This window comes from Microcystis aeruginosa NIES-4325, assembly GCF_008974145.1.
Classification (GTDB): Bacteria; Cyanobacteriota; Cyanobacteriia; order Cyanobacteriales; family Microcystaceae; genus Microcystis; species Microcystis aeruginosa_G.
In genome coordinates, this window is record NZ_BJKP01000015.1 from 36,151 (window position 1) to 58,588 (window position 22,438).

Annotated in this window: 21 protein-coding genes; 8 read left to right on the forward strand and 13 right to left on the reverse strand. The window is 42.4% G+C overall.

Going from position 1 to position 22,438, the window contains the following annotated elements; all coding sequences use genetic code 11:
• Positions 1–35: 35 nt before the first annotated feature.
• Positions 36–2,558 (forward strand): glycogen/starch/alpha-glucan phosphorylase, encoded by a 2,523-nt coding sequence (locus MiAbW_RS10340; RefSeq protein WP_151696057.1) that lies wholly within the window; start codon positions 36–38, stop codon positions 2,556–2,558.
• A 234-nt stretch (positions 2,559–2,792) separates the two neighbouring features.
• On the opposite strand, the gene MiAbW_RS10345 is transcribed toward MiAbW_RS10340, so the two are convergent.
• From MiAbW_RS10345 to MiAbW_RS20055, 7 genes are all read right to left on the reverse strand, one after another.
• Positions 2,793–3,596 carry a nucleoside phosphorylase gene (locus MiAbW_RS10345; protein ID WP_151696058.1) on the reverse strand — a complete coding sequence of 268 codons (804 nt, stop codon included), beginning with the start codon at positions 3,594–3,596 and terminating at the stop codon, positions 2,793–2,795.
• Between the two features lie 112 nt (positions 3,597–3,708).
• Positions 3,709–4,353 carry an RloB family protein gene (locus MiAbW_RS10350; protein ID WP_151696059.1) on the reverse strand — a complete coding sequence of 215 codons (645 nt, stop codon included), beginning with the start codon at positions 4,351–4,353 and terminating at the stop codon, positions 3,709–3,711.
• A gap of 1 nt (position 4,354) precedes the next feature.
• Positions 4,355–5,644 (reverse strand): AAA family ATPase, encoded by a 1,290-nt coding sequence (locus MiAbW_RS10355; RefSeq protein WP_151696060.1) that lies wholly within the window; start codon positions 5,642–5,644, stop codon positions 4,355–4,357.
• 170 nt (positions 5,645–5,814) lie between these two features.
• Positions 5,815–7,215, reverse strand: coding sequence for a ferredoxin:protochlorophyllide reductase (ATP-dependent) subunit N (locus MiAbW_RS10360; protein ID WP_046662684.1), 1,401 nt, complete (start codon positions 7,213–7,215; stop codon positions 5,815–5,817).
• Positions 7,216–7,230: 15 nt separating this feature from the next.
• Positions 7,231–7,614, reverse strand: coding sequence for a DUF5331 domain-containing protein (locus MiAbW_RS10365; RefSeq protein ID WP_151696061.1), 384 nt, complete (start codon positions 7,612–7,614; stop codon positions 7,231–7,233).
• Between the two features lie 228 nt (positions 7,615–7,842).
• On the reverse strand, positions 7,843–8,712 hold the full coding sequence (gene bchL, locus MiAbW_RS10370; protein WP_108936572.1) for a ferredoxin:protochlorophyllide reductase (ATP-dependent) iron-sulfur ATP-binding protein: 870 nt from the start codon (positions 8,710–8,712) through the stop codon (positions 7,843–7,845).
• Positions 8,713–9,579: 867 nt separating this feature from the next.
• Positions 9,580–10,422, reverse strand: a complete 843-nt coding sequence (locus tag MiAbW_RS20055; RefSeq protein WP_238707242.1) for a PEP-CTERM sorting domain-containing protein — start codon at positions 10,420–10,422, stop codon at positions 9,580–9,582.
• 176 nt (positions 10,423–10,598) lie between these two features.
• Here MiAbW_RS20055 and MiAbW_RS10385 point away from each other — a divergent pair, with 176 nt between their 5' ends.
• Positions 10,599–10,883 (forward strand): type II toxin-antitoxin system Phd/YefM family antitoxin, encoded by a 285-nt coding sequence (locus MiAbW_RS10385; RefSeq protein ID WP_004268831.1) that lies wholly within the window; start codon positions 10,599–10,601, stop codon positions 10,881–10,883.
• A complete protein-coding gene (locus tag MiAbW_RS10390) occupies positions 10,873–11,196 on the forward strand; it encodes a Txe/YoeB family addiction module toxin (protein WP_004268832.1) in 324 nt (107 codons plus the stop codon). The genes MiAbW_RS10385 and MiAbW_RS10390 overlap by 11 nt, the downstream gene beginning before the upstream one ends.
• A 335-nt stretch (positions 11,197–11,531) precedes the next feature.
• Here MiAbW_RS10390 and asnS read toward each other — a convergent pair whose 3' ends face one another.
• On the reverse strand, positions 11,532–12,896 hold the full coding sequence (asnS, locus tag MiAbW_RS10395; RefSeq protein WP_151696062.1) for an asparagine--tRNA ligase: 1,365 nt from the start codon (positions 12,894–12,896) through the stop codon (positions 11,532–11,534).
• Positions 12,897–12,977: 81 nt separating this feature from the next.
• Here asnS and MiAbW_RS10400 point away from each other — a divergent pair, with 81 nt between their 5' ends.
• Both MiAbW_RS10400 and MiAbW_RS10405 read left to right on the forward strand, forming a co-directional pair.
• Positions 12,978–13,376, forward strand: a complete 399-nt coding sequence (locus MiAbW_RS10400) for an NINE protein (protein ID WP_002788179.1) — start codon at positions 12,978–12,980, stop codon at positions 13,374–13,376.
• On the forward strand, positions 13,373–13,903 hold the full coding sequence (locus MiAbW_RS10405) for a ComEA family DNA-binding protein (RefSeq protein ID WP_046663126.1): 531 nt from the start codon (positions 13,373–13,375) through the stop codon (positions 13,901–13,903). Before MiAbW_RS10400 ends, MiAbW_RS10405 begins: the two co-directional genes overlap by 4 nt.
• A 164-nt stretch (positions 13,904–14,067) precedes the next feature.
• Here the strand turns inward: MiAbW_RS10405 and gyrA are convergent, their stop codons facing one another.
• Entirely contained in the window at positions 14,068–16,620 is a 2,553-nt protein-coding gene (gyrA, locus tag MiAbW_RS10415) for a DNA gyrase subunit A (protein ID WP_151696064.1), read from the reverse strand.
• A gap of 269 nt (positions 16,621–16,889) precedes the next feature.
• On the opposite strand from gyrA, the gene MiAbW_RS10420 reads away from it, so the two are divergent.
• On the forward strand, positions 16,890–18,041 hold the full coding sequence (locus tag MiAbW_RS10420) for a DNA cytosine methyltransferase (RefSeq protein WP_238707243.1): 1,152 nt from the start codon (positions 16,890–16,892) through the stop codon (positions 18,039–18,041).
• A 1-nt stretch (position 18,042) separates the two neighbouring features.
• Here the strand turns inward: MiAbW_RS10420 and MiAbW_RS10425 are convergent, their stop codons facing one another.
• Both MiAbW_RS10425 and MiAbW_RS10430 read right to left on the reverse strand, forming a co-directional pair.
• On the reverse strand, positions 18,043–18,768 hold the full coding sequence (locus tag MiAbW_RS10425; RefSeq protein WP_151696066.1) for a restriction endonuclease: 726 nt from the start codon (positions 18,766–18,768) through the stop codon (positions 18,043–18,045).
• Positions 18,765–19,013 carry a helix-turn-helix domain-containing protein gene (locus MiAbW_RS10430; RefSeq protein ID WP_002759092.1) on the reverse strand — a complete coding sequence of 83 codons (249 nt, stop codon included), beginning with the start codon at positions 19,011–19,013 and terminating at the stop codon, positions 18,765–18,767. Before MiAbW_RS10430 ends, MiAbW_RS10425 begins: the two co-directional genes overlap by 4 nt.
• Positions 19,014–19,301: 288 nt before the next feature.
• Here MiAbW_RS10430 and MiAbW_RS10435 point away from each other — a divergent pair, with 288 nt between their 5' ends.
• A complete protein-coding gene (locus MiAbW_RS10435) occupies positions 19,302–19,826 on the forward strand; it encodes a hypothetical protein (protein WP_151696067.1) in 525 nt (174 codons plus the stop codon).
• A complete protein-coding gene (locus MiAbW_RS10440; protein WP_151696068.1) occupies positions 19,826–20,638 on the forward strand; it encodes an urease accessory protein UreD in 813 nt (270 codons plus the stop codon). Before MiAbW_RS10435 ends, MiAbW_RS10440 begins: the two co-directional genes overlap by 1 nt.
• A gap of 21 nt (positions 20,639–20,659) precedes the next feature.
• On the opposite strand, the gene ispE is transcribed toward MiAbW_RS10440, so the two are convergent.
• Positions 20,660–21,601: a 4-(cytidine 5'-diphospho)-2-C-methyl-D-erythritol kinase gene (gene ispE, locus MiAbW_RS10445; RefSeq protein WP_151696069.1), complete on the reverse strand. Its 942-nt coding sequence runs from the start codon at positions 21,599–21,601 to the stop codon at positions 20,660–20,662.
• A 16-nt stretch (positions 21,602–21,617) separates the two neighbouring features.
• Positions 21,618–22,424, reverse strand: a complete 807-nt coding sequence (gene rsmA / locus MiAbW_RS10450; RefSeq protein ID WP_151696070.1) for a 16S rRNA (adenine(1518)-N(6)/adenine(1519)-N(6))-dimethyltransferase RsmA — start codon at positions 22,422–22,424, stop codon at positions 21,618–21,620.
• Between the last annotated feature and the right edge of the window lie 14 nt (positions 22,425–22,438).

Sequence of the window (22,438 nt, forward strand, 5' to 3'; positions counted from 1 at the left end):
CGATCGACTCCCGAATATATGGACAACAAAAACCCATGGAGACAACCTATACCCTAGCTGATGGGCGTGAAGTGCTTCAATGCCCCACTTTAGTTGAAGACGATCGCACGGGCATGAGTCCCGAAACCCTAAAAAGGGCTTTTCTGGACAATCTATTTTATTTGCAAGGGGTTAACCGCACTAATGCTAGTCCCTACAATTACTATGTCGCCCTTGCCTACACCGTTCGCGATCGCCTGCTGCGTCGTTTTCTGAAATCCACCGACACCTACAAACAAGAAAAAGTTAAACTTGTCTGCTATTTCTCCGCCGAATTTCTCATGGGGCGGTATTTAGGTAATAATCTCGCTAATTTGGGTATTTATGACCTAATCAAAGAGACGATCGAGGAATTAGGTCTTGATTTTGAGGAAATTATCGAACAGGAACCAGATCCCGGCCTCGGCAACGGCGGTTTAGGACGTTTAGCGGCTTGTTTCCTCGATTCCCTCGCTTCCCTGGAAATTCCCGCCATCGGTTACGGTATCCGCTACGAATTTGGCATTTTCCATCAAATCATCCAAGACGGTTGGCAGGTGGAAATCCCCGATAACTGGCTACGCTTCGGCAATCCTTGGGAACTACCCCGTCCCGATGAAAGTGTGGAAGTAAAACTGGGGGGCCGGACGGAAATCTATCACGATGATAAGGGACAGGAACGGGTACAATGGCTGCCGGAACGTCGGGTTTTAGCCATTCCCCACGATACCCCCGTCCCAGGGTACAAAACCAACACGGTGAACGCTTTGCGTCTCTGGAAAGCAGAAGCGAGTGAATCGTTTAATTTTGAGGCTTTTAACGCCGGGTTATACGATCAATCCGTGGCTGAAAAAATGGACGCGGAAACCATTTCTAAAGTTCTTTATCCCAACGATAACACCCCCGCCGGTCGCGAATTACGTCTGGCCCAACAATACTTTTTTGTGGCAGCTTCCCTGCAAGATTTAATTCGCATTCACCTAAAAAACCACAAAAATCTGCAAAACTTCCACGAAACCGCCGCTATTCAACTGAACGACACTCACCCCGCCATTGCGATCGCTGAGTTAATGCGTTTGTTAGTGGATGAAAACGGCTTAGAATGGTCAAAAGCTTGGACAATTACCCAAAAAACCTTCGCTTATACCAATCATACCCTATTGCCGGAAGCCCTAGAACGTTGGTCGGCGGATTTACTCGGCAAACTGCTGCCCCGACATCTAGAAATTATCTACCTGATCAATCACTTTTTCCTCGAGGATGTGCGGACTTGGTTTCCCGATAACGAGGAATTATTGGGCAAATTGTCGATAGTTGAAGAAGCTGGTTGGGGTAATAAACAAATTCGCATGGCCAATTTAGCCTGTGTGGGTAGTCACTCAATTAACGGAGTCGCCGCTTTACACACGGAGTTACTGCAAAAAGACACCCTGAAAGAGTTTGCCATGCTCTGGCCGGAAAAATTCTACAATAAAACCAATGGTGTCACCCCGCGCCGGTGGATTTTATTGAGCAATCCCCAATTATCAGCACTATTTACCGAAAAAATCGGCGATGATTGGTTAAAAGACCTGAAGGAATTGCGAAAACTGGAACAATACCTTGATGATCCCGAATTCCGTCAGCGTTGGTATGAAATTAAACAGGCGAATAAGGCCGATTTAGCGGCTTATATTCTTAAAACCCGCAATATCGAGGTGGATGTTAATTCGATTTTCGATGTGCAGGTAAAACGGATTCACGAATACAAACGCCAACATCTGGCAGTTCTGCACATTATCGCCCTTTATAATCGCATTAAACAGAACCCCCACGTCGATATCGTGCCGCGCACTTTTATCTTTGGTGGTAAGGCAGCCCCCGGTTACTTTATGGCGAAGTTAATTATTAAGTTAACTAATGCTGTAGCTGAAATTGTTAATAAGGATCCCGATGTCAGAGGTCGTTTAAAAGTGGTTTTCCTGCCTAACTTTAACGTTTCTTTGGGGCAGCGCATCTATCCTTCGGCGGATCTTTCCGAACAGATTTCTACGGCGGGGAAGGAAGCTTCCGGAACCGGTAACATGAAGTTTGCCATGAATGGCTCCCTCACCATCGGGACTCTGGACGGTGCTAATATCGAAATTCGCGAGGAAGCAGGGGCAGAAAATTTCTTCCTTTTTGGCTTGACAGCAGAAGAAGTTTATGCTAAGAAAGCCCACGGTTATGAACCGATGAGCTATTACAAAAATAATCGCGAATTGAAGGGAGTGATCGATCGAATCAAGAGTGGTTATTTTAGCCATGGTGACACGCAATTATTCAGGCCGATCGTCGATTCTCTCCTCTACGATGACCAGTATATGCTTTTAGCTGATTATCAATCCTACGCTGATTGTCAGGAACAGGTAAGTCAAGCTTATCGCGATCGGGACAAGTGGACGCGGATGTCGATTCTCAACTCGGTTCGCATGGCCAAATTCTCTAGCGATCGCACAATCTGGGAATATTGTCAAGAGATTTGGAAAGTTAATCCAGTCAAGATTAGCTTAGAAGACTAAGAAGACATTTCGGGGTGGGTTAATCTCCGCCCCAAATTTTTTTGGGTGAGAATTTACTTTTGTCAAAAATAATTAAATATTCGCAATAAAATACACTTTTTTGAGCAAATTCATGTACTCTACTTAGACAAGGCGATCAATTATTTTGTACCAGGAATTACGAGCTAAACTCATCTCCTGTTATCCCCAAAGTCAGGAAAAAGAGGAAGTATTCATGAAGATGATTTCTCAAAATTAATCAATTGAGGATAGGGAGAGGTTACTAACAGTCAATATTGCCACTTGAATCGCTTTTTCGATGGCTTGTTGTTTGCTTTCTAAACTAATCCCTTCCTCTTCGCTTCTTTGGGCAATCACAGCACAAATACAAGCGGCAGTAAATCCATAAACTCCCGCCATTTTAAATAAAGTTCCCGCTTCCATTTCATAATTGAGAATATTTAAACGTCGATATTCTTCCGTAATTCCCTCTAAATGCCGCTGAAGATAAGGGTTAGCAGAAGACAAGATTCTTTCCTGTCCTTCATAAAAACTATCTACAGAAGCGGTAATACCTACATGATAATTTACTCCCAAAAATTGAGCCGATTTGACTAGAGCAACTGTCAAAAAAGGATCCGCCGCAGCGGGATATTCCAGAGGCGCAATATCATTAGCCGCACCTTGCCTACATAAAGCCGCTTGTGAGATAATAATATCACCGATTTTTATTCTATTTTGAATTGCGCCACAAGTACCGATACGAATAATAGTTTTAATTCCCACCTGTATTAATTCATTAACCACAATACTCAAAGATGGCGCACCCATACCACTGGTAGCCAGAAGGATTGGGGTAGAATTATCTAGGTAGCCAAGATAACTATTTAATCCGCGATAATCCGATAGTAAACGTGCATTTTGTAAATAATTTTCAGCAATATAGCGCGAGCGTTCTGGTTCCCCCGATAATAGGGTGATAGTCGGTTTTGCCGTGCCTAAATCCTCACTGCTAAAGTTGAGATGATAGGGTTTTTGGTGAGATAAGTTATTGGACATTTAAATCAAATCAAGAGCAGTTACTTTGGTTAAATAGGCTTTTGGTTATTATAACAACTTTAGGTTTAAATTAAAATTAAATATTTAATTAATTGAGAAAAGAGAATCAAGCTTAAGGACGACTATTGATGTTAAGTTCTTGCACTAATTCGTGTACTGTGGTTGAGGGATTGGCATCAAAAGAATGTTTTTTTTCTTTATCTCTATCTTGAATAAGTTTTGCTGCATTAGTGATTGCTGTTGTCTGGTATGGCTTTAATTTTTCGTACATATCTTCTCGATTTTTTGCATATTGTTCTTTCTCGTTTAATAATTCACACTTTTTCATCTGGGTAGTTAAAATTTTTGGGTATTTACTTCGGGATGTGGCAATATCCAGATATTGAAAGTGTAAAATAAACCAAATTTCAAAAGCTTCATTAGAATAGGCAATCTTGATGTTTTTTTGTTTAGCCAGTCTTTCCGCTTGATTAAATTGCTCTTTAGAACAGTTATCTTTATCAAAAACACACCAGATTTGATCGAATGAGTCATCTTGTTTTAGATTATCTATAATCTGAATAGCTTTGTTGACTAAACTCAAGCTATTTTTACCTTCACCTCGCACCGTAACTTCAATTTTCTTAGGAACATCAAAAGCCTTAAAATAGTTAACTTCAGTTTTTTCTCCCTCGCAAATAATTAAAAATCTGTTCCTTATTTCTCTAGTCTTAGTTTGGCGACACAAATAATCGTAAGTATTCCTGTTTTTACCCATACTAATTACCAATAATTGTACTTAAATCACCAATAAAAGGTATTGCGCCATAACGACCTTGAATATAATCTTTTTCAAAGGTATTATGATTAATATCAGCAAATTCCACCAAAGAATATAAATCTGTTGCTCCTTGATGATTTTTTTCGGTAAACCAAATTTGATCCCTCCTTAAAAATTTATACCTAAGTAAATTAATATCGTGAGTAGTAAAAATAAGTTGAGCATTTTTGGGATTAGTTTTCTGAGAATTAAATAATTCGATTATATTTCTAGTCATTAGAGGATGAAGTCTGGCATCCAATTCATCAATTACTAAAACTTCCCCTCTTTGCAAAGTGTCTAAAATCGGTGCTGACAGAGCAAAAATCTTTTTAGTTCCATCAGATTCATGTTTGTCCATATCAAAAATTTCTAACTCAATCATTTTACCTGTTGAGTCATACTTTGGATGATAGGTTTTTATGGTAGCGGACTTTATTTCACCGCTAGAGTCACTGATGATATTTCTGACAACATCTGGTAAATCTTGCGGGAGACTATCTAAGGAAATTTTTCTGGTTTCTGTTTCTAGGTTGAGATTGTCAATACTTAAATCTAATTTTTTAATTAACTTAGTTACATCATCAATCAAATCTTGTCTATCAGAAAGATACTCAAGCGTAATCGCTTTTAATAATTCCACATTTAACCCAGACACAACACCTAAGTGACTAAACCAAGAGACAATTTCCACCGCTAGAGAATCATTAAATTGAGCCGCTAGTGATAAAAAGAGAGTATTTTTTTTTGTCAATCCTCTTAGTATATTACCTTGTTCAATATTTTTGCTATATTCTATTTTATCGCCTTGCCGATTAAAGATTTTAGTTTCACGACTTCTTGGCGTACAAAATAACCATTCGGAAACTACTCGCTTTTGAGTTGCTTCAAATCCATATCTATAAGTTTTGTTTTTTAGCTGAAAAACTATTTCAAAAAAGGATGGTTTATCAACAGTTTCGGTACTTAATCTAAAGTCTTCCACATCTATTTTGTCAGTGATTTGTAATTTTGCAGAATTCATGACAAACCGTCGCATAAAATTGAATGCCAGAATTAAATTACTCTTACCACTGGCATTTGCTCCATAAATAGCGGCACTTTTCAGTAAACTAAATTGTTGATTAACCTTAAAAACATTATTTTTATCAAGCTCATCATTACCGTAGGCCTCCTCTGCAGCTACCATACTGAGAGTGACTACATCTTTAAAAGAGCGATAATTGCCGACACTAAATCCGATGAGCATTGCATATTAACCCTAACAGTCTCTAAGGAATAAAGGAGACGATACTTTTATTTTATGCACTTGTTGAGCATTTGAACAAGAATTGTCCTCAGAATCAGCAAACAATCACTGGAAAAAAGGCAAGGAAAATCAATTCCTTACCTGATGACTGTACACTTTTGACAACAAAATTACACTTTTGCTGACTCTTTAACTAACTTATCCCAACCCAATTCCTTGAGGTTATTGTTACGACGCAGGGGACGAGTAGCTAACTCTAAAATATCTCGCGCATTGGTAAAACCATGAATTTGAGCAAAAGTAAATTCTACCGACCATTTAGTGTTAATTCCCCGCGCTTCTAAGGGATTTGCATGGGCCATTCCTGTAATCACTAAATCGGGTTTTAACTCGTAAATGCGCTGAATCTGATTGTAGTTATCAGGTTTTTCGATAATTTTCGGGATGGGAACACCCATATCATTACAGGTTTTTTCTAGTAATGCTAATTCGGCCGCTTGGTAGCGTTTATCCATGTAGGGAATACCGATTTCATCACAAGTCATCCCACAGCGAATTAGGAAACGTGCCAGAGAAATTTCTAGTAAATTATCCCCCATAAAGAAGACTGATTTACCGCGCACAAGTTGCAGATAATCCTCTAAACTTTCCCAAATTTTTGCCTCTCTTTCTTCTAATCCCTGTGGTTGTACTCCCAAAACTGAACAGATTTTTTCTATCCAAGCGCGGGTTCCATCCGGACCGATGGGAAAGGGTGCGCCAATTAATTTACACTTACGACGACGCATTAAAGTGGTGGCAGTTCGTGATAGAAAAGGATTGACACCAGCCACATAATAACCTTCTTCAATTACTGGTAATTCAGTAAACCGTTTGGCCGGCAACCAACCATCAATTTTAACTCCTTGTTTTTTCAATTCTAGGGTTAAATTGGTCACAATTGGGTCGGGAACAGAACCAAATAAAACTAAAGGAGGATGGTCTTTATATTCCGATTCTTCCTGTTTAATTTCTTCTTTTTTACGTCCAAAAGTTAGGAGTTTCTGGATGGCATTCCGTTCTTCTTTTTCCTCTTCGTGCTTAACTTTTTCGGGACATTTATGCACCATGGAAGCGAGGACGGTATCTTCCCCTTGAGTAAAGGCATAATCTAAACCATTAGCGCGTGCTGTCACAATAGGAATACCGATTTCTGACTCTAGTTTCGGTGCTAATCCTTCTAAGTCCATTTTGATGATTTCGGTGGTACAAGTACCGATAAAAACGATAACGCTAGGGTTTCTATCTCGTTTAATTTGTAAGCAGAGGCGTTTTAGTTCTTCGTAGTCTTTTAGTTGAGCGGAAATATCCCCTTCTTCTAATTCAGCCATAGCATAACGTGGTTCGGCGAAAATCATCACCCCCATAGCATTTTGCAGGAAGTAACCACAGGTTTTTGTGCCGATAACAAGGAAGAAACTATCTTCGATTTTTTGGTATAACCAAGCAACACAGCTAATCGGACAAAAAGTGTGATAGTTGCCGGTTTCACAATCAAATTGTAAAGCGCTCGGTTCTTGAGTGGCGGTCATGTTTTTTGGTTCTCCTTAATTGCGAAATTGGTTTAGGTATTCAGTATGTGGATTGGTTTCAGGCAGTAAAGAAATGGCTTCAGCTTCTTGGATTTTTGCTCTTTCTTCTTCTCGTTTTTCGAGTTCTATCTCAGGGCCAAAATTTAAACCTAAAGCATCGACAAGTTTATTACTATCGTTGCTGAGAACACAAAAAGGACTCATCCACATAAATAATTGTGTTTCTAAAGCAGTAGCTACTCCCAGAATTAGATGAGAAGAAGGACGTTTTCCCCCATCAGGAGTGTTTATCCAAGAATTAGTAGCAGTCGTAAAAACCTTAATCCAAGCTTGATTAATTTGGTAGTAATCCAACCATTTATCTTTAAGTGCTGCTTTTAATTCCTCAAAGTTGCTCATTTTGTCCCCTTGACTGAATAATAATGTTCTCTCTATTAGAGTTCCCAATAAGAGGGAAAAATGATCATTATCAAGTCCTTGATAAAATTCGTGGGTAGGGTGGGTTAGGCGACGATAAGTTAGGCTATTAACTAATAAGTTAATTATTCGCCGTAACCCACCCAGAAAAAGAGTTTATTGGTGGTTATTGGTGGGTTACGCTGTCCCTAACCCACCCGAAAAAATAATCTAAACCATCATCAGGTCTAATTCTTCCTCGGCGTTAACTTTCGGTTTATCGGCATTAAGATAGAAATCCGATAATAAAGTGAATAACTCCCGGTCGGCAGATTCTTTGGGAATAACTCCTTCTGGTTTGGCTAAAATCTGATCGGCAATGTTGAGATAATAGTCACAAACATAACTTAACATCGGGTCTTTGTCGGCCATTTCAAAGAGAGTTTGACCTTTAACTCTGGAGACGCGAATATCTTCAATTAAGGGTAAAACTTCTAACACGGGCATGGGAACATGGTCCACATATTTATTAATTAAATCCCGTTTTGAGGTGCGATTGCCAATTAATCCGGCTAGTCGCAGGGGATGGGTGCGCGCTTTTTCGCGGACGGAAGCAGCGATGCGATTGGCGGCAAAAAGAGCATCAAAGCCGTTATCTGTGACAATTATGCAGTAATCGGCGTAATTTAAGGGTGCGGCAAATCCTCCACAGACCACATCCCCCAAAACATCGAACAAAATCACGTCAAATTCATCAAAAGCGTTCAATTCTTTTAATAATTTTACCGTTTCCCCGACGACGTAACCGCCACAACCGGCACCGGCCGGAGGGCCACCTGCTTCCACACATTTGACACCACCGTAACCCTCATAGATAACGTCTTCGGGCCAGATGTCTTCGTAGTGAAAATCTTTTTCTTGCAGGGTATCGATGATTGTGGGAATCAGAAAGCCTGTCAGGGTGAAAGTGCTATCATGCTTGGGGTCACAGCCTATTTGTAGGACTTTTTTGCCTCTTTTGGCTAAAGCGGCTGAAATATTACAGCTTGTTGTCGATTTACCGATGCCACCTTTTCCGTAGACTGCGAGTGTTAAAGGCATGGAAGTTCTCCTAAATTTGCGCTTGAATGGTGAGTTTGTTTATCAGTGCTTTGATCGCCATTATTGACCATCTCCCCACCCCTTGGGAAGAGGCTCAATTTTTATATGCTATAGCTAGAGCGAGATTAAAAGAGTAAAAATTAGATAAATAATCTTTTAGAGCTTATAAAGTCTCTGAAATCTGCAAAAATTTATAAAAACAGCTTTGTTTATATATTTAATTTAAATAAAAACAATAAACAAAAAACGCCAAAGCTTTACAAAAACTCGATAAACAGGGTTTTACCGTGCCAAACCCAGACAAAAAAGGTCAAGATAGAGGCAGTCTAGAGAATGATGTAAGATTTTCGTGAATAATCATTACAATTTTCGCAGACTAAATAAATCGATCCTGAGAAGGATGCCGAAAGGCTGTAGTAGAATTGGGGGAAAGTACCTGTAGGGTTTCCCGTGGGAGTTATTATTAGATAATGCAATTAAAGATATAGCGGTTCTCGTATCTGTGCGACACACTTAAACCTTTGCTGATTAAGTTGTTCAGGATCGGGAATGTACCTCTTGTAAATCAGAAACGCTATAAGTTGGCAAAATCAGCCGCTTTTGCGCTACTGATATGATAATCTCTAAACATAATGATTGCCAGTTCTAGTCGCAACAGTTGCTCGTTTTTTCCTGTTGCTCGTATAATTTCTTTGGGAATCACAATAGTTATTTAATTTTACGATATTTGTCTAAGACCCCTCATTATATCACAAAAACTACTTGTGAGCAATTAATTAATAAAAATTAATGATTGGAAACACGGGCAAAAAAATAAACCCACTCAAGATTGAATCAAGGGGCATTGATGGTATTTTTAGAGACAATTTAGCCTACTTTTGTGGTTTCTTTTTCTGATGGTTTGGATGATTTTATTTGGCGCTTGAGGGTTGCACCAGCGCCGAGGGTGCCGAGGGCTGCAAGACCAATAATAGAACTGGGTTCAGGAACATTAACACTGATACGTGCGCCGAAGATAGTACCGCTATACGCGCCGCCAGCATCTCTTTGGTAAACATAAAGCCAGTTTAGTCCTGGGTTTAACAAACCCTCAATTCCAGATTGGGAAGCAGAATATTCTGGAAAACGACCCGCACCGCTGAAACTACTACTAAGAGGAGTACCGTTAATATATACTCCAATGGGGTTGGGATCAGGAAATCCTGGAATAAATTCTCCCAAAATATCATCTACTGCCCAATACATCTCGATCGCAGCGTTGTTGATGGTTGGTTCAGGTATGGTAAAAGGATAGGCATACAGCACCGAAGCTGCTGGAGAACCATAAAAAGTCGGTGACGGGTCGACCTCCCAGTTAATCCATCGCGCATTGGGAGCGCTTGGGAGAGAAGGAATCCAAGGAGGGGAAGCAAAGGGAAAATCTGCAACTACCTTGGCAGAACCGCATATATCAGTACCGGAACATGTCCCTGTCCCATTAGCTTTGGCAAAATCGGCCGGGGTGAAGGGCGGCGACAGTGGATTTACAGGTACTCCCAATGTCCAGTAGGTAATGTTGCTATCTGTGGCGCCTGGGGTTCCGGGATTTCCACTCACTTGGCCACTGTTTAGATATATTGTAAAAGCTTGAACTTGATTTGGTAAAACTGCCGTTCCTAGGGTAGCGATGGCGAAGATCCCCAAGAAACTATGGGTAAATTTGCTATTCATCAAACAACTCTCCAATTCGGTTTATATAATTCTGGTTCTAATTTCCTGCCCACAGCTGTATGCTCAGCTAAAATTTATAAATCTTTATATTCTCCTCCCTTCAGATTTTGGGGTTTTTGGGGAGTTCAAGAGCTTGAAATTGTACAATAAAGTTGTACAAGTCTCCCCTAAAAATCATGTTAAGCAAAGAAACCACCTACTCTCAAGCAAGAATGAATTTAGCCAGTATCTTAGATCAGGTGTGTGACGAATCTCAAATTATCGTCATTAAGCGTCGCAATCAGAAAAATGTGGCCTTAATTGCTGAAGATGAGCTTTCCAGTTTATTAGAGTGTGTTTATTTATTGCGATCGCCAGAAAATGCCAAACGCTTATTTCGGGCTTTAGAATGGGCAGACACAGAAGATGCAACTCCTCAAACATTAGCTGAATTAAAAGAGGAGTTAGGAATTGAGTCCTAAACGAAAAAATAAGCCAGATAAATCTAAAAACAATCCTATTCATGGTTATTTGCCAGTTTTTAGTCCTGATTTCAAAGCAGATTTAGCTTGGTGGTATCGGAACGAACCGAAAAAAGGCGATAAAATCTTAGACTTGGTGGCAGATATTTTGGATGGCGATCCGTTTACAGGATTGGGTAAACCCGAACCTCTTAAGTATATTGCTGCCGACACTTGGTCACGACGGATCGATTTAGAGCATCGTTTGGTTTATAAAGTCACAGGAAATAAGGTTTATTTTTTACAAGCTCGCTATCATTATCAATCAGGCTAAACTCAGACAACCCCATCAAGAACTGTTACAGGAGAAAGGAGACAAAGAACGTAGTACGTTCGCCCTCGCAGCTTGGGTTAAGCGATAGCCCAACCCAAGACAGAAGAAGGACAGTGAAACAAAAAACATTTTCTACTCCAAGTCTGTAGCCTAAGCTACAATTTAATAAATCTTTACATTCCTCTCCCTAACCAGCGATCGAGATTTTGGGATTTTTGGGGACTTCAAGAGCTTGAATATGTACAATAAGGTTGTACAAGTCTCCAAAGACCAAGCAAATTAGCGCTGAAAGCTTGAGGATTACAACCTTTCTCCTGTCGATACTAGACATCATCCTAAAAGTCGGCACTTAAAGGGGTGCGGGGGAAAGGAATTACATCGCGAATATTGGTCATTCCCGTCATGAATTGTACCAGACGCTCGAATCCTAAACCAAAACCGGCGTGGGGAACGGAACCGTAGCGACGCAGCTCCAAATACCACCACAAATCATCGGGATTCATTCCCTGTTCCTGCATTCTTTGGATTAATACATCTAATCGTTCTCCCCGTTGGGAACCGCCGATAATTTCGCCGATCTTGGGTGCTAAAATATCCATAGCAGAAACGGTTTTGTTATTGTCATCTAGACGCATATAAAAAGCTTTGATTGTCTTGGGATAATTGGTGACAATCACGGGTTTTTTAAATAGTTCTTCCGCTAGATAACGTTCGTGTTCTGACTGTAAATCTACGCCCCATTCTACCGGAAACTCGAACTGACGATCGGCTTTTTCTAATAACTTGATCGCTTCGCTGTAGGTAATCCGGCCAAACTCACTATTAACGATATTCTCGGCCGTACTTAACACTGTCTTATCGATACGTTCGTTAAAAAACTGCAAATCTTCGGGACAATTTTCCAAGACAAATTTAAAGATATATTTGAGAAAAGCTTCCGCTAAATCCTGATCTCCTTCCAGATCACAAAAAGCCATTTCCGGTTCCACCATCCAAAACTCGGCCAGATGACGGGAAGTATTAGAATTTTCGGCGCGAAAAGTCGGGCCAAAAGTGTAAACATTAGATAAAGCCATGGCCATTACTTCCGCTTGTAATTGTCCACTCACGGTTAAATAGGCCCGTTTACCAAAGAAATCCGCGGCAAAATTGGCGGGTTTTTTTAAATCTAAACTGGTGACAGTAAATAATTCTCCCGCACCTTCGCAGTCGTTAGCGGTAATAATGGGAGTATGTACCCAAATAAAGCCCTTTTCTTGGAAAAAACTGTGGATAGCGGTAGCGCAAGCGTTTCTAACCCGCATTACTGCTCCTAGGGTGTTGGTTCTTGCTCGCAGATGGGCAATGGTTCTCAGAAATTCAAAGGAATGACGTTTCTTTTGTAGGGGATAATCCGGGGGACAGTCACCATAAAGGGTGATTTCGGCCGCTTTTAACTCGATATTTTGCCCTTTACCCGGGGAAGGAACCAAATTTCCCGAAACAGCGATCGCTGCTCCTGTACTAATTGCTTTTAGTACATTTTCATAATCGGGTAAAGTCGGTTCGAGGATAACTTGTAAGTTGGCTAGGGATGAGCCATCATTAACTTCCAGGAAAGTAAATTCTTTTAATTCTCGTTTTGTTCTCACCCAACCCTGCACGGTGACGGATTGATCCGGTTGTCCTGTCTGAAAGATTTCCTTGATTCTGCTAGTCATCGCGTATCCCTATGTTAGAACCAAAGAGTATTTTAGAATAGAAAGTTCAGATCAGGGTAAAATCAATCTCGAACAGGTGTCATGCTTCTGGTGGAAAAATTATTAAGTAAGCCCAAAAGCCGTAAATTAGCGATTTTTTTGGCTTTTATCGGCAGCATTCTCGCTTTACCATTTCCTATCGCCGGTATTCATAAATTCTATCTCGGTCAACCTCTCTGGGGAATTATTTATCTTCTCCTTTGGCAAACTCCGATTCCCCGGGTGGCTTGCGCGATCGATGCAGTGTGGTATTTAATCCAAGATAACCAATTTTTGGCTAACTATTTTCCCACTGCCACCGCTGCTGCCACTGTCCCCAGTTTAGAGCCTAAACAAGTAGAGGCGATCGGGGCAGCTTTAAGGGAATTAGAGCGCCTCCGGCAAGAAGGATTGATTTCTGAGTACGAATTTGAAGAAAAACGGCGACAATTACTACAATGACACCGCAAAACTGGTTAGGGCGCACTTTTAACCCTTTAAAAGCCAAAATTAGCAATGATCCCTATTATCGCTTTCGTTCCCTCGATGAGATCGCTATGGCGGCACAATTGGGCATTAAAATTAATGTCAGTCAAGCGGGTGTGGATGATTGGCTGCGATTGCCAGGGATATCCATCCATCAAGCGCGGATGTTGGTGGAATTGCTGGGTATGGGGGTAGAATTGCTTTGTCTCGAAGATCTAGCGGCTGCTTTGAGTGTTCCTGTGGCTAGATTGAAAGCTTGGGAACCGATTCTAGAATTTGCCTATTATAGCCCCGAAAGTCACCTCGCACCCCCTAAAATCAATCCTAACACCGCTTCGATCGAGCAGTTAACCACCCTACCCCTGATCAGCGATAATTTGGCGGCTGCCATTATTAAAAATAGAGAAGAACAGGGATTATTTAAGAATATTGTGGATTTTAAAGGGCGTTTATCCCTAGACGCTCAGGAAATCTCCCAATTAATGCACTTTTTTCAGTTTTAACCCCAAATTTTAACGAAGGGAGCAGGAAGGTTTTAGGTGTTGGGGGTTGGGGTTTTGGGGTTTTGGGGTTTTGGGGTTTTAGTTCAATTTCCCCACTTCCCCACTTCCCCACTTCCCCACTTCCCCATTTCCCCACTTCCCCATTTCCCCACTTCCCAGCAAATCTAACTATCTTCAGATTCCTCCGCGTCACTAGGGGGAACTAGGGCGACAGCAGCGATCGCATCGTCCTCATCGAGTTTTTGTACCCGGATGCCTCCGGCCGATCGCGATTGGGGAGTAATAGCATCGACGGATTGACGGATGATAATACCCCGTTCGGTGATAATCATAAATTCCTCGTTGGGGTTAACAACGTGCAGAGCCGCTAATTTATCGTTCTTTTTGCGGAATTTAATCACTCTGACTCCTAATCCCGCCCGATTTTGCAGACGTAGGAGGGTAACGGGAACCCGTTTTCCCAGTCCTGCCATGGTAATTGCTAACACCCAGGGGCCATTATTAGCCACTTCGGGGTTAATTTCTTCGCTTTCGTCCTCGGTTTCTTCTTGGTTAGATTCAGCGATTTGGGCGACAATTTGACTAGGCAGGATGTCCATACTGATTAATTCGTCACCTGAGCGCAATTTCATCGATTTTACGCCTTTAGTTGCCCTTCCCAAGGAGCGCAATTGTTGACTATCGGCCTTAAAATGAATTGCCATCCCCTGACGAGAACCGATAATGACGCTATCTTCCTCTTTGGCCAAGCGAACCCAACGGAGTTGATCACCGTCTTCGAGAGAAATGGCGATTAAACCGTTCGATCGAATATTACTAAAGGCAGCGAGGGCGGTTTTCTTGATAAAGCCCTTTTGTGTGAGCATAATCAGGTAATTATCCTCGCTGAACTCGCTGACTGCCACCACCGAGGTGATTTTCTCCCCTTTGGGAATCTCTAACAGTTGCACAATGGGAACCCCGCGAGCGGTACGGGAACCGGTGGGGATATGATAGGCATTGAGACTATAGACAACCCCGCGATCGGTGAAAAAGAGGACGCTATCGTGATCGCGGCAGGTGATAAAGTGATCGATGCCGTCGTCTTCTTTCATTTTCGCCCCAGCTTTGCCCCTTGTCGCCCGATTTTGGGACTCAAAGGTATTAACGGGCATTCTTTTGATGTAACCCTGTTCGGTGACGAGAATTAAGGCCTGTTCGTTGGCAATCAGGTCAGTTTCGGCGATTTCTCCTTCCCGTTGTTCAATATGACTGCGACGGGGGGTAGCGTGAATCGTTTTGATCTGTTGCAGTTCTTCCTCGATAATGCTGTCGATCCGTTCTTTTCTGGCCAAAATATCCTGAAGATCACCGATTTTTGTCAGTAATTCCCCGTGTTCTTGCTGAATTTTCTCCGATTCTAGGGCAGTTAACCGTCGCAGCTGCATTTGTAGGATTGCGTCCGCTTGCACCTCTGAAAGACCAAAATTCTGCACTAATCCCTCTTTTGCACTAGCTGTGTCGGCAGCACTGCGAATCAGGGCAATGACTGCATCGAGACTAGCGAGGGCAATTAGTAAACCCTGAAGGAGATGATCTCTTTCCTCGGCCTTGCGGAGTTCATAACGGGTACGACGGGTGATAACTTCTAGGCGAAAATCGAGGAAAACCCGGAGAAACTCCCTTAAAGTCAGTAATCTCGGTTCGTTATCGACTAATGCCAACATATTCGCCCCAAAATTCGATTGGAGGGGCGTTTGTTTATAAAGATTATTGAGGACGACGCGGGGATAGGCATCTCGTTTCAGTTCGATCACCACCCGGATGCCGTCGCGATCGCTTTCGTCCCGCACATCGGAAATACCGTCTATTTTGCGATCATTGACCAAATCGGCGATTTTTTCGATTAATGCCGCTTTATTGGTTTGATAGGGCAGTTCGGTGATGATAATAGCATCTCGATCGGGTCTTCCCCTTTGTTCGATGGTTTCAATGGTGGCCACTCCCCGCAGGGTAATGGAACCGCGGCCGGTGGTGTAAGCTTCCTGAATGCCGTCTCTACCAAGGATATGCCCCCCGGTGGGAAAGTCCGGCCCCGGGATATAACGCTGTAATTCCGTATCGGTGAGATCGGGGTTATGGATGAGGGCAACGGTTCCATCGATAATCTCGGCCAGGTTGTGGGGGGGGATATTGGTGGCCATACCGACGGCGATACCCGATGAGCCATTAATTAGCAGTTGCGGGACTCTAGAGGGTAAAACCACGGGTTCCTGTTGGGAACCATCGAAGTTATCGGCAAAATCGACGGTTTCTGACTCGATATCCTGTAGTAGGGCGTTGGTGGCCAGGGTGTGCAGACGACACTCGGTATAACGCATGGCTGCCGGGGGATCGTTATCGATCGATCCGAAGTTACCATGACCGTTAATCAGGGGATCGCGCATGGAGAAATCCTGGGCCATGCGGACGAGAGCATCGTAAACGGCAGTATCCCCGTGGGGGTGGTATTTTCCTAATACTTCCCCGACGACTCTAGCGCATTTGCGGAAGGGACGATCGGGGGTTAATCCTAGTTCGTACATCGCATAAAGAATGCGCCGGTGTACGGGTTTCAGTCCGTCCCTAGCGTCGGGCAAGGCGCGCCCGACGATGACGCTCATGGCGTATTCTAGGTAGGAACGGGACATTTCATTGCTTAAGTCTGTGGGGACGACATGATCCTGGGCGGCGGTCATAGGGGGGTTAACTCCAATAACAAGGCAAAAAAAGCGTTTTTGTGAGTAAATTCGCTAAAAATCGGGTTTTTACCGTTTTGATGTGCAGAATATGCCCATTTGTACGACTATTTTACCATAAAATCCCTCTTTTTTGTCGGTTTTGAGGCGGCACTCAAACGTTTGCCGAAGGTCTGTTCCCTCATTCCAGTCCCATCTTGACACTCTGTGGACTATCTGTCACAATATTATCATGTAGGCCATTTGTTCTTAAAGTAATGGATTTGCAATTGTCATTATTTCCAGATAATCAACCAAGTCAGGCGGTAAGCAAACAGAAAAAAGCCAAGTTAGGTCGTTACGAAAGAATTCAGCGCGAACTGGCCACGGTAAAGCGTGATCCCTATCAAGTCCTAGTCGATGTTAACGTTCCGCTTAAGCCTCTCAATAGCTATAATTTTATCGATCTATTCTCCGGTGCGGGCGGTATAACCCAAGGTTTATTGCAAGCACGTTTTAACCCTGTAGCCAGTGCAGAAATTAGCCCGATCGCCTCAGCAACCCATCAAAAGAATTTTCCCAATTGTCATCATTTTTGTGGTGATATACATGATTTTAATACTCAAGAATGGTTGGGCAAAATTGGCAATCCATTCATTCATCTTGTGGTGGGCGGACCACCATGTCAAGGATTTTCCGTTGCTGGAAAACGAGATGCTAATGATCCACGGAATCATCTCTTTCAAGAATTTATCCGCCTTGTTTATGAAATACAGCCTTGGTACGTTGTCATGGAGAATGTACCCGGTATTCTAACAATCAAAAAAGGAGAAATTAAGCAAAATATTCTGGAAGCTTTTCAAAGTATTGGCTATAGAAATATTTCAATAGCAATTCTTGAATCTGCCGCCTATGGCGTTCCTCAAATAAGACCAAGAGCTATTTTTATAGCTAATAGATTTGGGATGCCAAATCCTTATCCAAGTCCTCAATTAGTACCGGAGAAATACCAACCGATTGAAGCCGCTATCTGCGATTTACCTGCTTATGAACCTCTTCCCAGTATCAATCACGAATGGACTCGTCACTCCCCCGAATATATGGCCAGAATAGCTCAAGTTCCTCCCGGGGGTTCCTTATATGAAACTTATGTTGATGCCTTCAAACGACAGTATCGGGGTAAGCCAAGTATGACAATTAAAGAAAATCATGGCGGTACTCATATCCATCCCTATTTAAATCGGGTTATTTCAGCCAGAGAAATGGCTAGATTACAAACTTTTCCCGATTCCTTTATTTTTGAAGGAACAATGAAAAAAGCGATGTGGCAAATTGGAAATGCCGTACCTCCACGTTTGGCAGAGTGTATTGGCTATGCTCTTATTCCCTACTTAAATCTCATAGCTACAGGTAATAAAAATATTGGAGAGGTGGCAAGATAAATCACGGAGCTTCAGTCAATTTGATATTAATAGAATTACGCCATGTTTCAAAATCATACCAACCGCAACCTACACAGCCCTGTTCTGCTTCTGCTCCAGATTGAGGAATATTTTCCGGCCAGTTCTCTCCACCGGAATACCAAAATCTGATATCCATTGGTGTTCCTCGCTTACCAGTTTTAATACATTTTTCACAACTTCTTGACTTTAATAAATTATGATTTCCCGCACTATCTTTTTTGAGAAGTTGAAACTTGTTTCTCATCTCAGCTACACTCATATTGACATCATGACTTGGTTCACTTATCCCCCAACGTTCCATAGGAAAACGATGGTCAATAACCAGTTCATGTGACTGTCTGATTCTGTTTTCAATCACATCTTTATATCGATAAAACTCCAAAATTCTAGCTACTAATTGAGGCGGTATGTTGGCGGAGGCATTCGCCGCTCGCATCTCTCCAGTCCATCGATCCCAAGTTGTTGTTTTCTGACAAATTGGACAGTATTCCCGTTTTGTTTCTATTACTAGCCCGTGGCGACCGCTCCTATTTCCACGCTCTAATCCTTGGATACCACCGCCGCCAGCATATTGCTCCGATGCTATTTTTTTCCCTTCACAGGTACGACAATGCCAAGCTCGATCTGATAATAACTCGAAGACTTTGTACTGTGATGAACCCTTTTTAAACTTTGCTTTTAGAGCTTCTACTAAATCATAACTCATTCCGGTTTCTCTATTTCTATCTCTAAATTTTCCAGTAATTGGGATACAGTTATGTTTAATCCCTTCGCCAGAGTGACAAGAGCGGTAAGGGAAGGATTTCTTACTCCTCGCTCTAGTCCAGATATATAGGTACGATCAAGATGGCAACGTAGCCCTAGTTCTTCTTGTGATATGCCTAAAGCTGCTCTATGCTCTCGGATCATTAACCCCAATGCCCTTAAAATTACTGCTTTTGATTTTTCCATAAAGTCTATAATCGTTCTTAGTGGACGATAAGTCTACGGACTATATGTCACAGGAATAATTTTCCTCTCCTCCCGTCAACCAAACAGCAAGGCAGCTCACAGGGGGGACAAAATCGCATTTTTTAGTAGTTTTTCCCCCGATAATTTAGGATAAAATAAAAATGCGATCGAGAGTTAATATTATGGACTGATCGGCAGCTCGATAATCGATGATAATTGAGATTAATGATCCCTTAACTCCAGCGAAGACTATTACCCTAATTTTCCCAGCGCAAAAATTTTCCCAAAATGCTTACTCCTCTCCTCTGGCAAAGTACCAATCCCCACCCCGATAATCTGGAGAATTTCCAAATTATTAGCCAATGGTGGCAAGATTTAAATCTTAAGGAAGTCTTCTGGCAACAGCGTTTAATTCCCGATACTGGCTCTCTGGAAGATATTAATTGGGAGCAGCAAGGTTTTGATGAAAAGTTTAGCATCCAAATGCCCCAAATTCGCGGGATTACCCTCTATTGGCATAAATCTACTTTTGCTGACGAAAGAAGCATAACACCTAAACAATTAATTTTAGATCGGGAACAGGAGCAATTAGACATTTATCCCCAATCCCAACCTAGTTTAGTTATTCGGGTGACAAAACCCCATCTGGTTTATCAAAAATTCGAGCTAAAAAATCCTCTCCTAGTCGGCAAAAAAGCGGCAAGTGAATATATTTTACTGATCAGGGATAAAGAACAGCAAATAGAAGTTAAAATTAATCTCAGTCCTGAAAATTATCGGCAATTTCTAGAAACCATGACTGAGGAACAATAATGTGGCAGGGGAACCTAGAACTAATTTACAAGCAAAAAAATCTCGCAACTGAGATTAATCACGTCTATGCTACCGCCCCTTTAAAAGTACAAAGACCCTTTTATCCCGAGGGAAAAAACCTTTGTCATACGGTGATTTTACACACGGCGGGGGGAATAGTTGGCGGTGATGTTCTTCAACAAAAAATTCATCTCCAAGCCGCTACTAATGCCCTGATTACCACTGCTTCTGCTGGGAAAGTTTACCAGAGTAACGGTAAGATGGCACAGCAATTAATCGAGATTAAAATCGATGACAATGCCAGTTTAGAATGGCTACCCCAAGAAACAATTATCTTTAATGGTGCGGTATTTCGCCAACATTTACGAGTGGATTTAGGGGAAAATAGCAGTTGGCTGGGATGGGAAATTACCCGTTTTGGTCGCAGTGCGCGGGGCGAGAAATTTTTAGCGGGAGAATGGCATTCTAATTGGGAAATTTGGCGATCAGGACAACCTTTATGGCTCGATCGCTCCTTCCTGTTGGGTGGTAAAATGATCGAGGGATTTTCTGGTTTAAATAATAGTCCCATGATCGGTACTTTAGTTTATATCGGTCAACCGGTGGGAAGAGATTTAATCGAGAAAGTGAGAGATTTTTCCCTAGAAGGAGAGATGGGAGTTACTAGCACTTTAGGAGATGGTCTTTTATGTCGTTATCGGGGTAATTCTAGCGGTGAAGTGCGACAATGGTTTCAGCAGGTTTGGCAAATTTTAAGGCGAGAAATGAGCGATCGAGAGGCAATTATTCCGCGAGTTTGGTTATCGTGGTAAAGGCGGTCAATTTTAAATTTTTCAAGTCACTTGAATGCCTGTATCGGTGATTGGGGCTATCCAAAATTGTAGATCGGGAGCGACGAGAATTTCCCGGGCCTCTTTAACGATAGTTTCCGCCACTTCCTGAGATGAACAGAGAGTAAAAACCGTCGGGCCAGAGCCTGACATCATCGTTCCCAATCCGCCTAAATCCCCCAAAACCTGTCTTAACTCGGCAACGAGGGGAAATTCGGGTAAAACCACCTTTTCGAGGTCATTGTGGATAAATTTGCCGATAGCGGCTGGTTTTTTCTGTGCGATCGCTTGTACCAAAGCCCCGGAACTCACCTGCTGACGGCGGTGATGAAAGTCCTCTGGAGAAGACAGATAGGTATCCTGAAATTTTTGTCGATAGCTTTGGTAGGCCCAGGGTGTAGAAACGGATAAATGATCGTATTTGGCTAAAATCACCCATAATCCAGTTAGAGGAGCGATCGGATCGAGAATTTCTCCCCTTCCCGTACAGATAACCGTTCCTCCTGTCACACAAAAGGAAGTATCGGACCCCAATCTTGCCGCTAAAGTTTCTAATTCCGGACGGGTTAACCCTAATTCCCAGATTAAATCGATGCCGACTAACACCGCCGCCGCATTGGTGGAACCCCCCGCTAAACCGGCAGCCACGGGAATATATTTCTCGATGATGATATCGATGCCGCCGTAATTGGCAAAGACGCGGGGGAATTCCCTCGCCATCAAAGTGGCAGCCCGATGGGCGAGATTACTGCTATCTTGGGGGACTAGGGGATGAGAGCAAAAGAGACGGAATTCCTGTAATCCGTTCGGCCGGAGAGTGATGCGATCGCATAATCCCACCGTCTGCATCACCATCACTAACTCGTGGAAACCATCAGGGCGATCGCCAACGATTTCTAGATATAAATTAATTTTAGCGGGGGCTAGAAGGGTATAACTGTGCATTTGTCAAGGAAAAAATCTAAAATTTTGGCAATTGACCTAATTTTTCCGCCAAGTCAATCCATTGCGATAAACTGAGGTCTTCGGCGCGAGCGAGGGGATTAATTTCTAATTGTGTCAGGATTTGGCTTAATCGATCGCTATCTAGACAATTTTTTAGATTATTGCGTAACATTTTGCGCCGGTTGGCAAAACCCCAGCTAATTAAAGTGGACAAAAAGGCAGCATTACTGACATTATTCGGCAAAACACGTGGTAAAAGCTGAATTACCGCCGAATCCACCTGGGGAGGCGGGGAAAAGGCCCGCCGGGGGACATCACAAATCCATTGACAATCGGCAAGGTATTGAATGCGGACGCTGAGAGCGCTGTAAGCTTTGGTGGAGGGGACAGCGACTAATCTTTCGGCGACTTCTTTCTGGACCAAGAGGGTAATACTCTGGTAAGGGGGGGTGAAGGGATGGGCGATCGAACCGAGCAGCTTTTCGAGGATCGGACTGGTGATATTATAGGGAATATTAGCCACTACTTTATTAACCGGCGGCAGTTGCTCCGGTTTAAGGGTAAGAAAGTCCCCTGGTATGAGATGAAAGTTATCTTGTTGGCCAAATTTTTTATTTAAAATTGTCCATAGATCTCGATCGATTTCTACAGCAACAACCAATTGAGCGCCATCGAGAAGACGACGGGTTAAAATGCCTGTACCCGGGCCGATTTCTAATACCCGATCCTCTGATTGTAAATTAGCAGCGTCGATGATGCGATCGAGTATCGATTCATCTTTTAACCAATGTTGTCCAAAACGTTTACGCGGTTGAATTTTCATCCCTCTATTTTAAA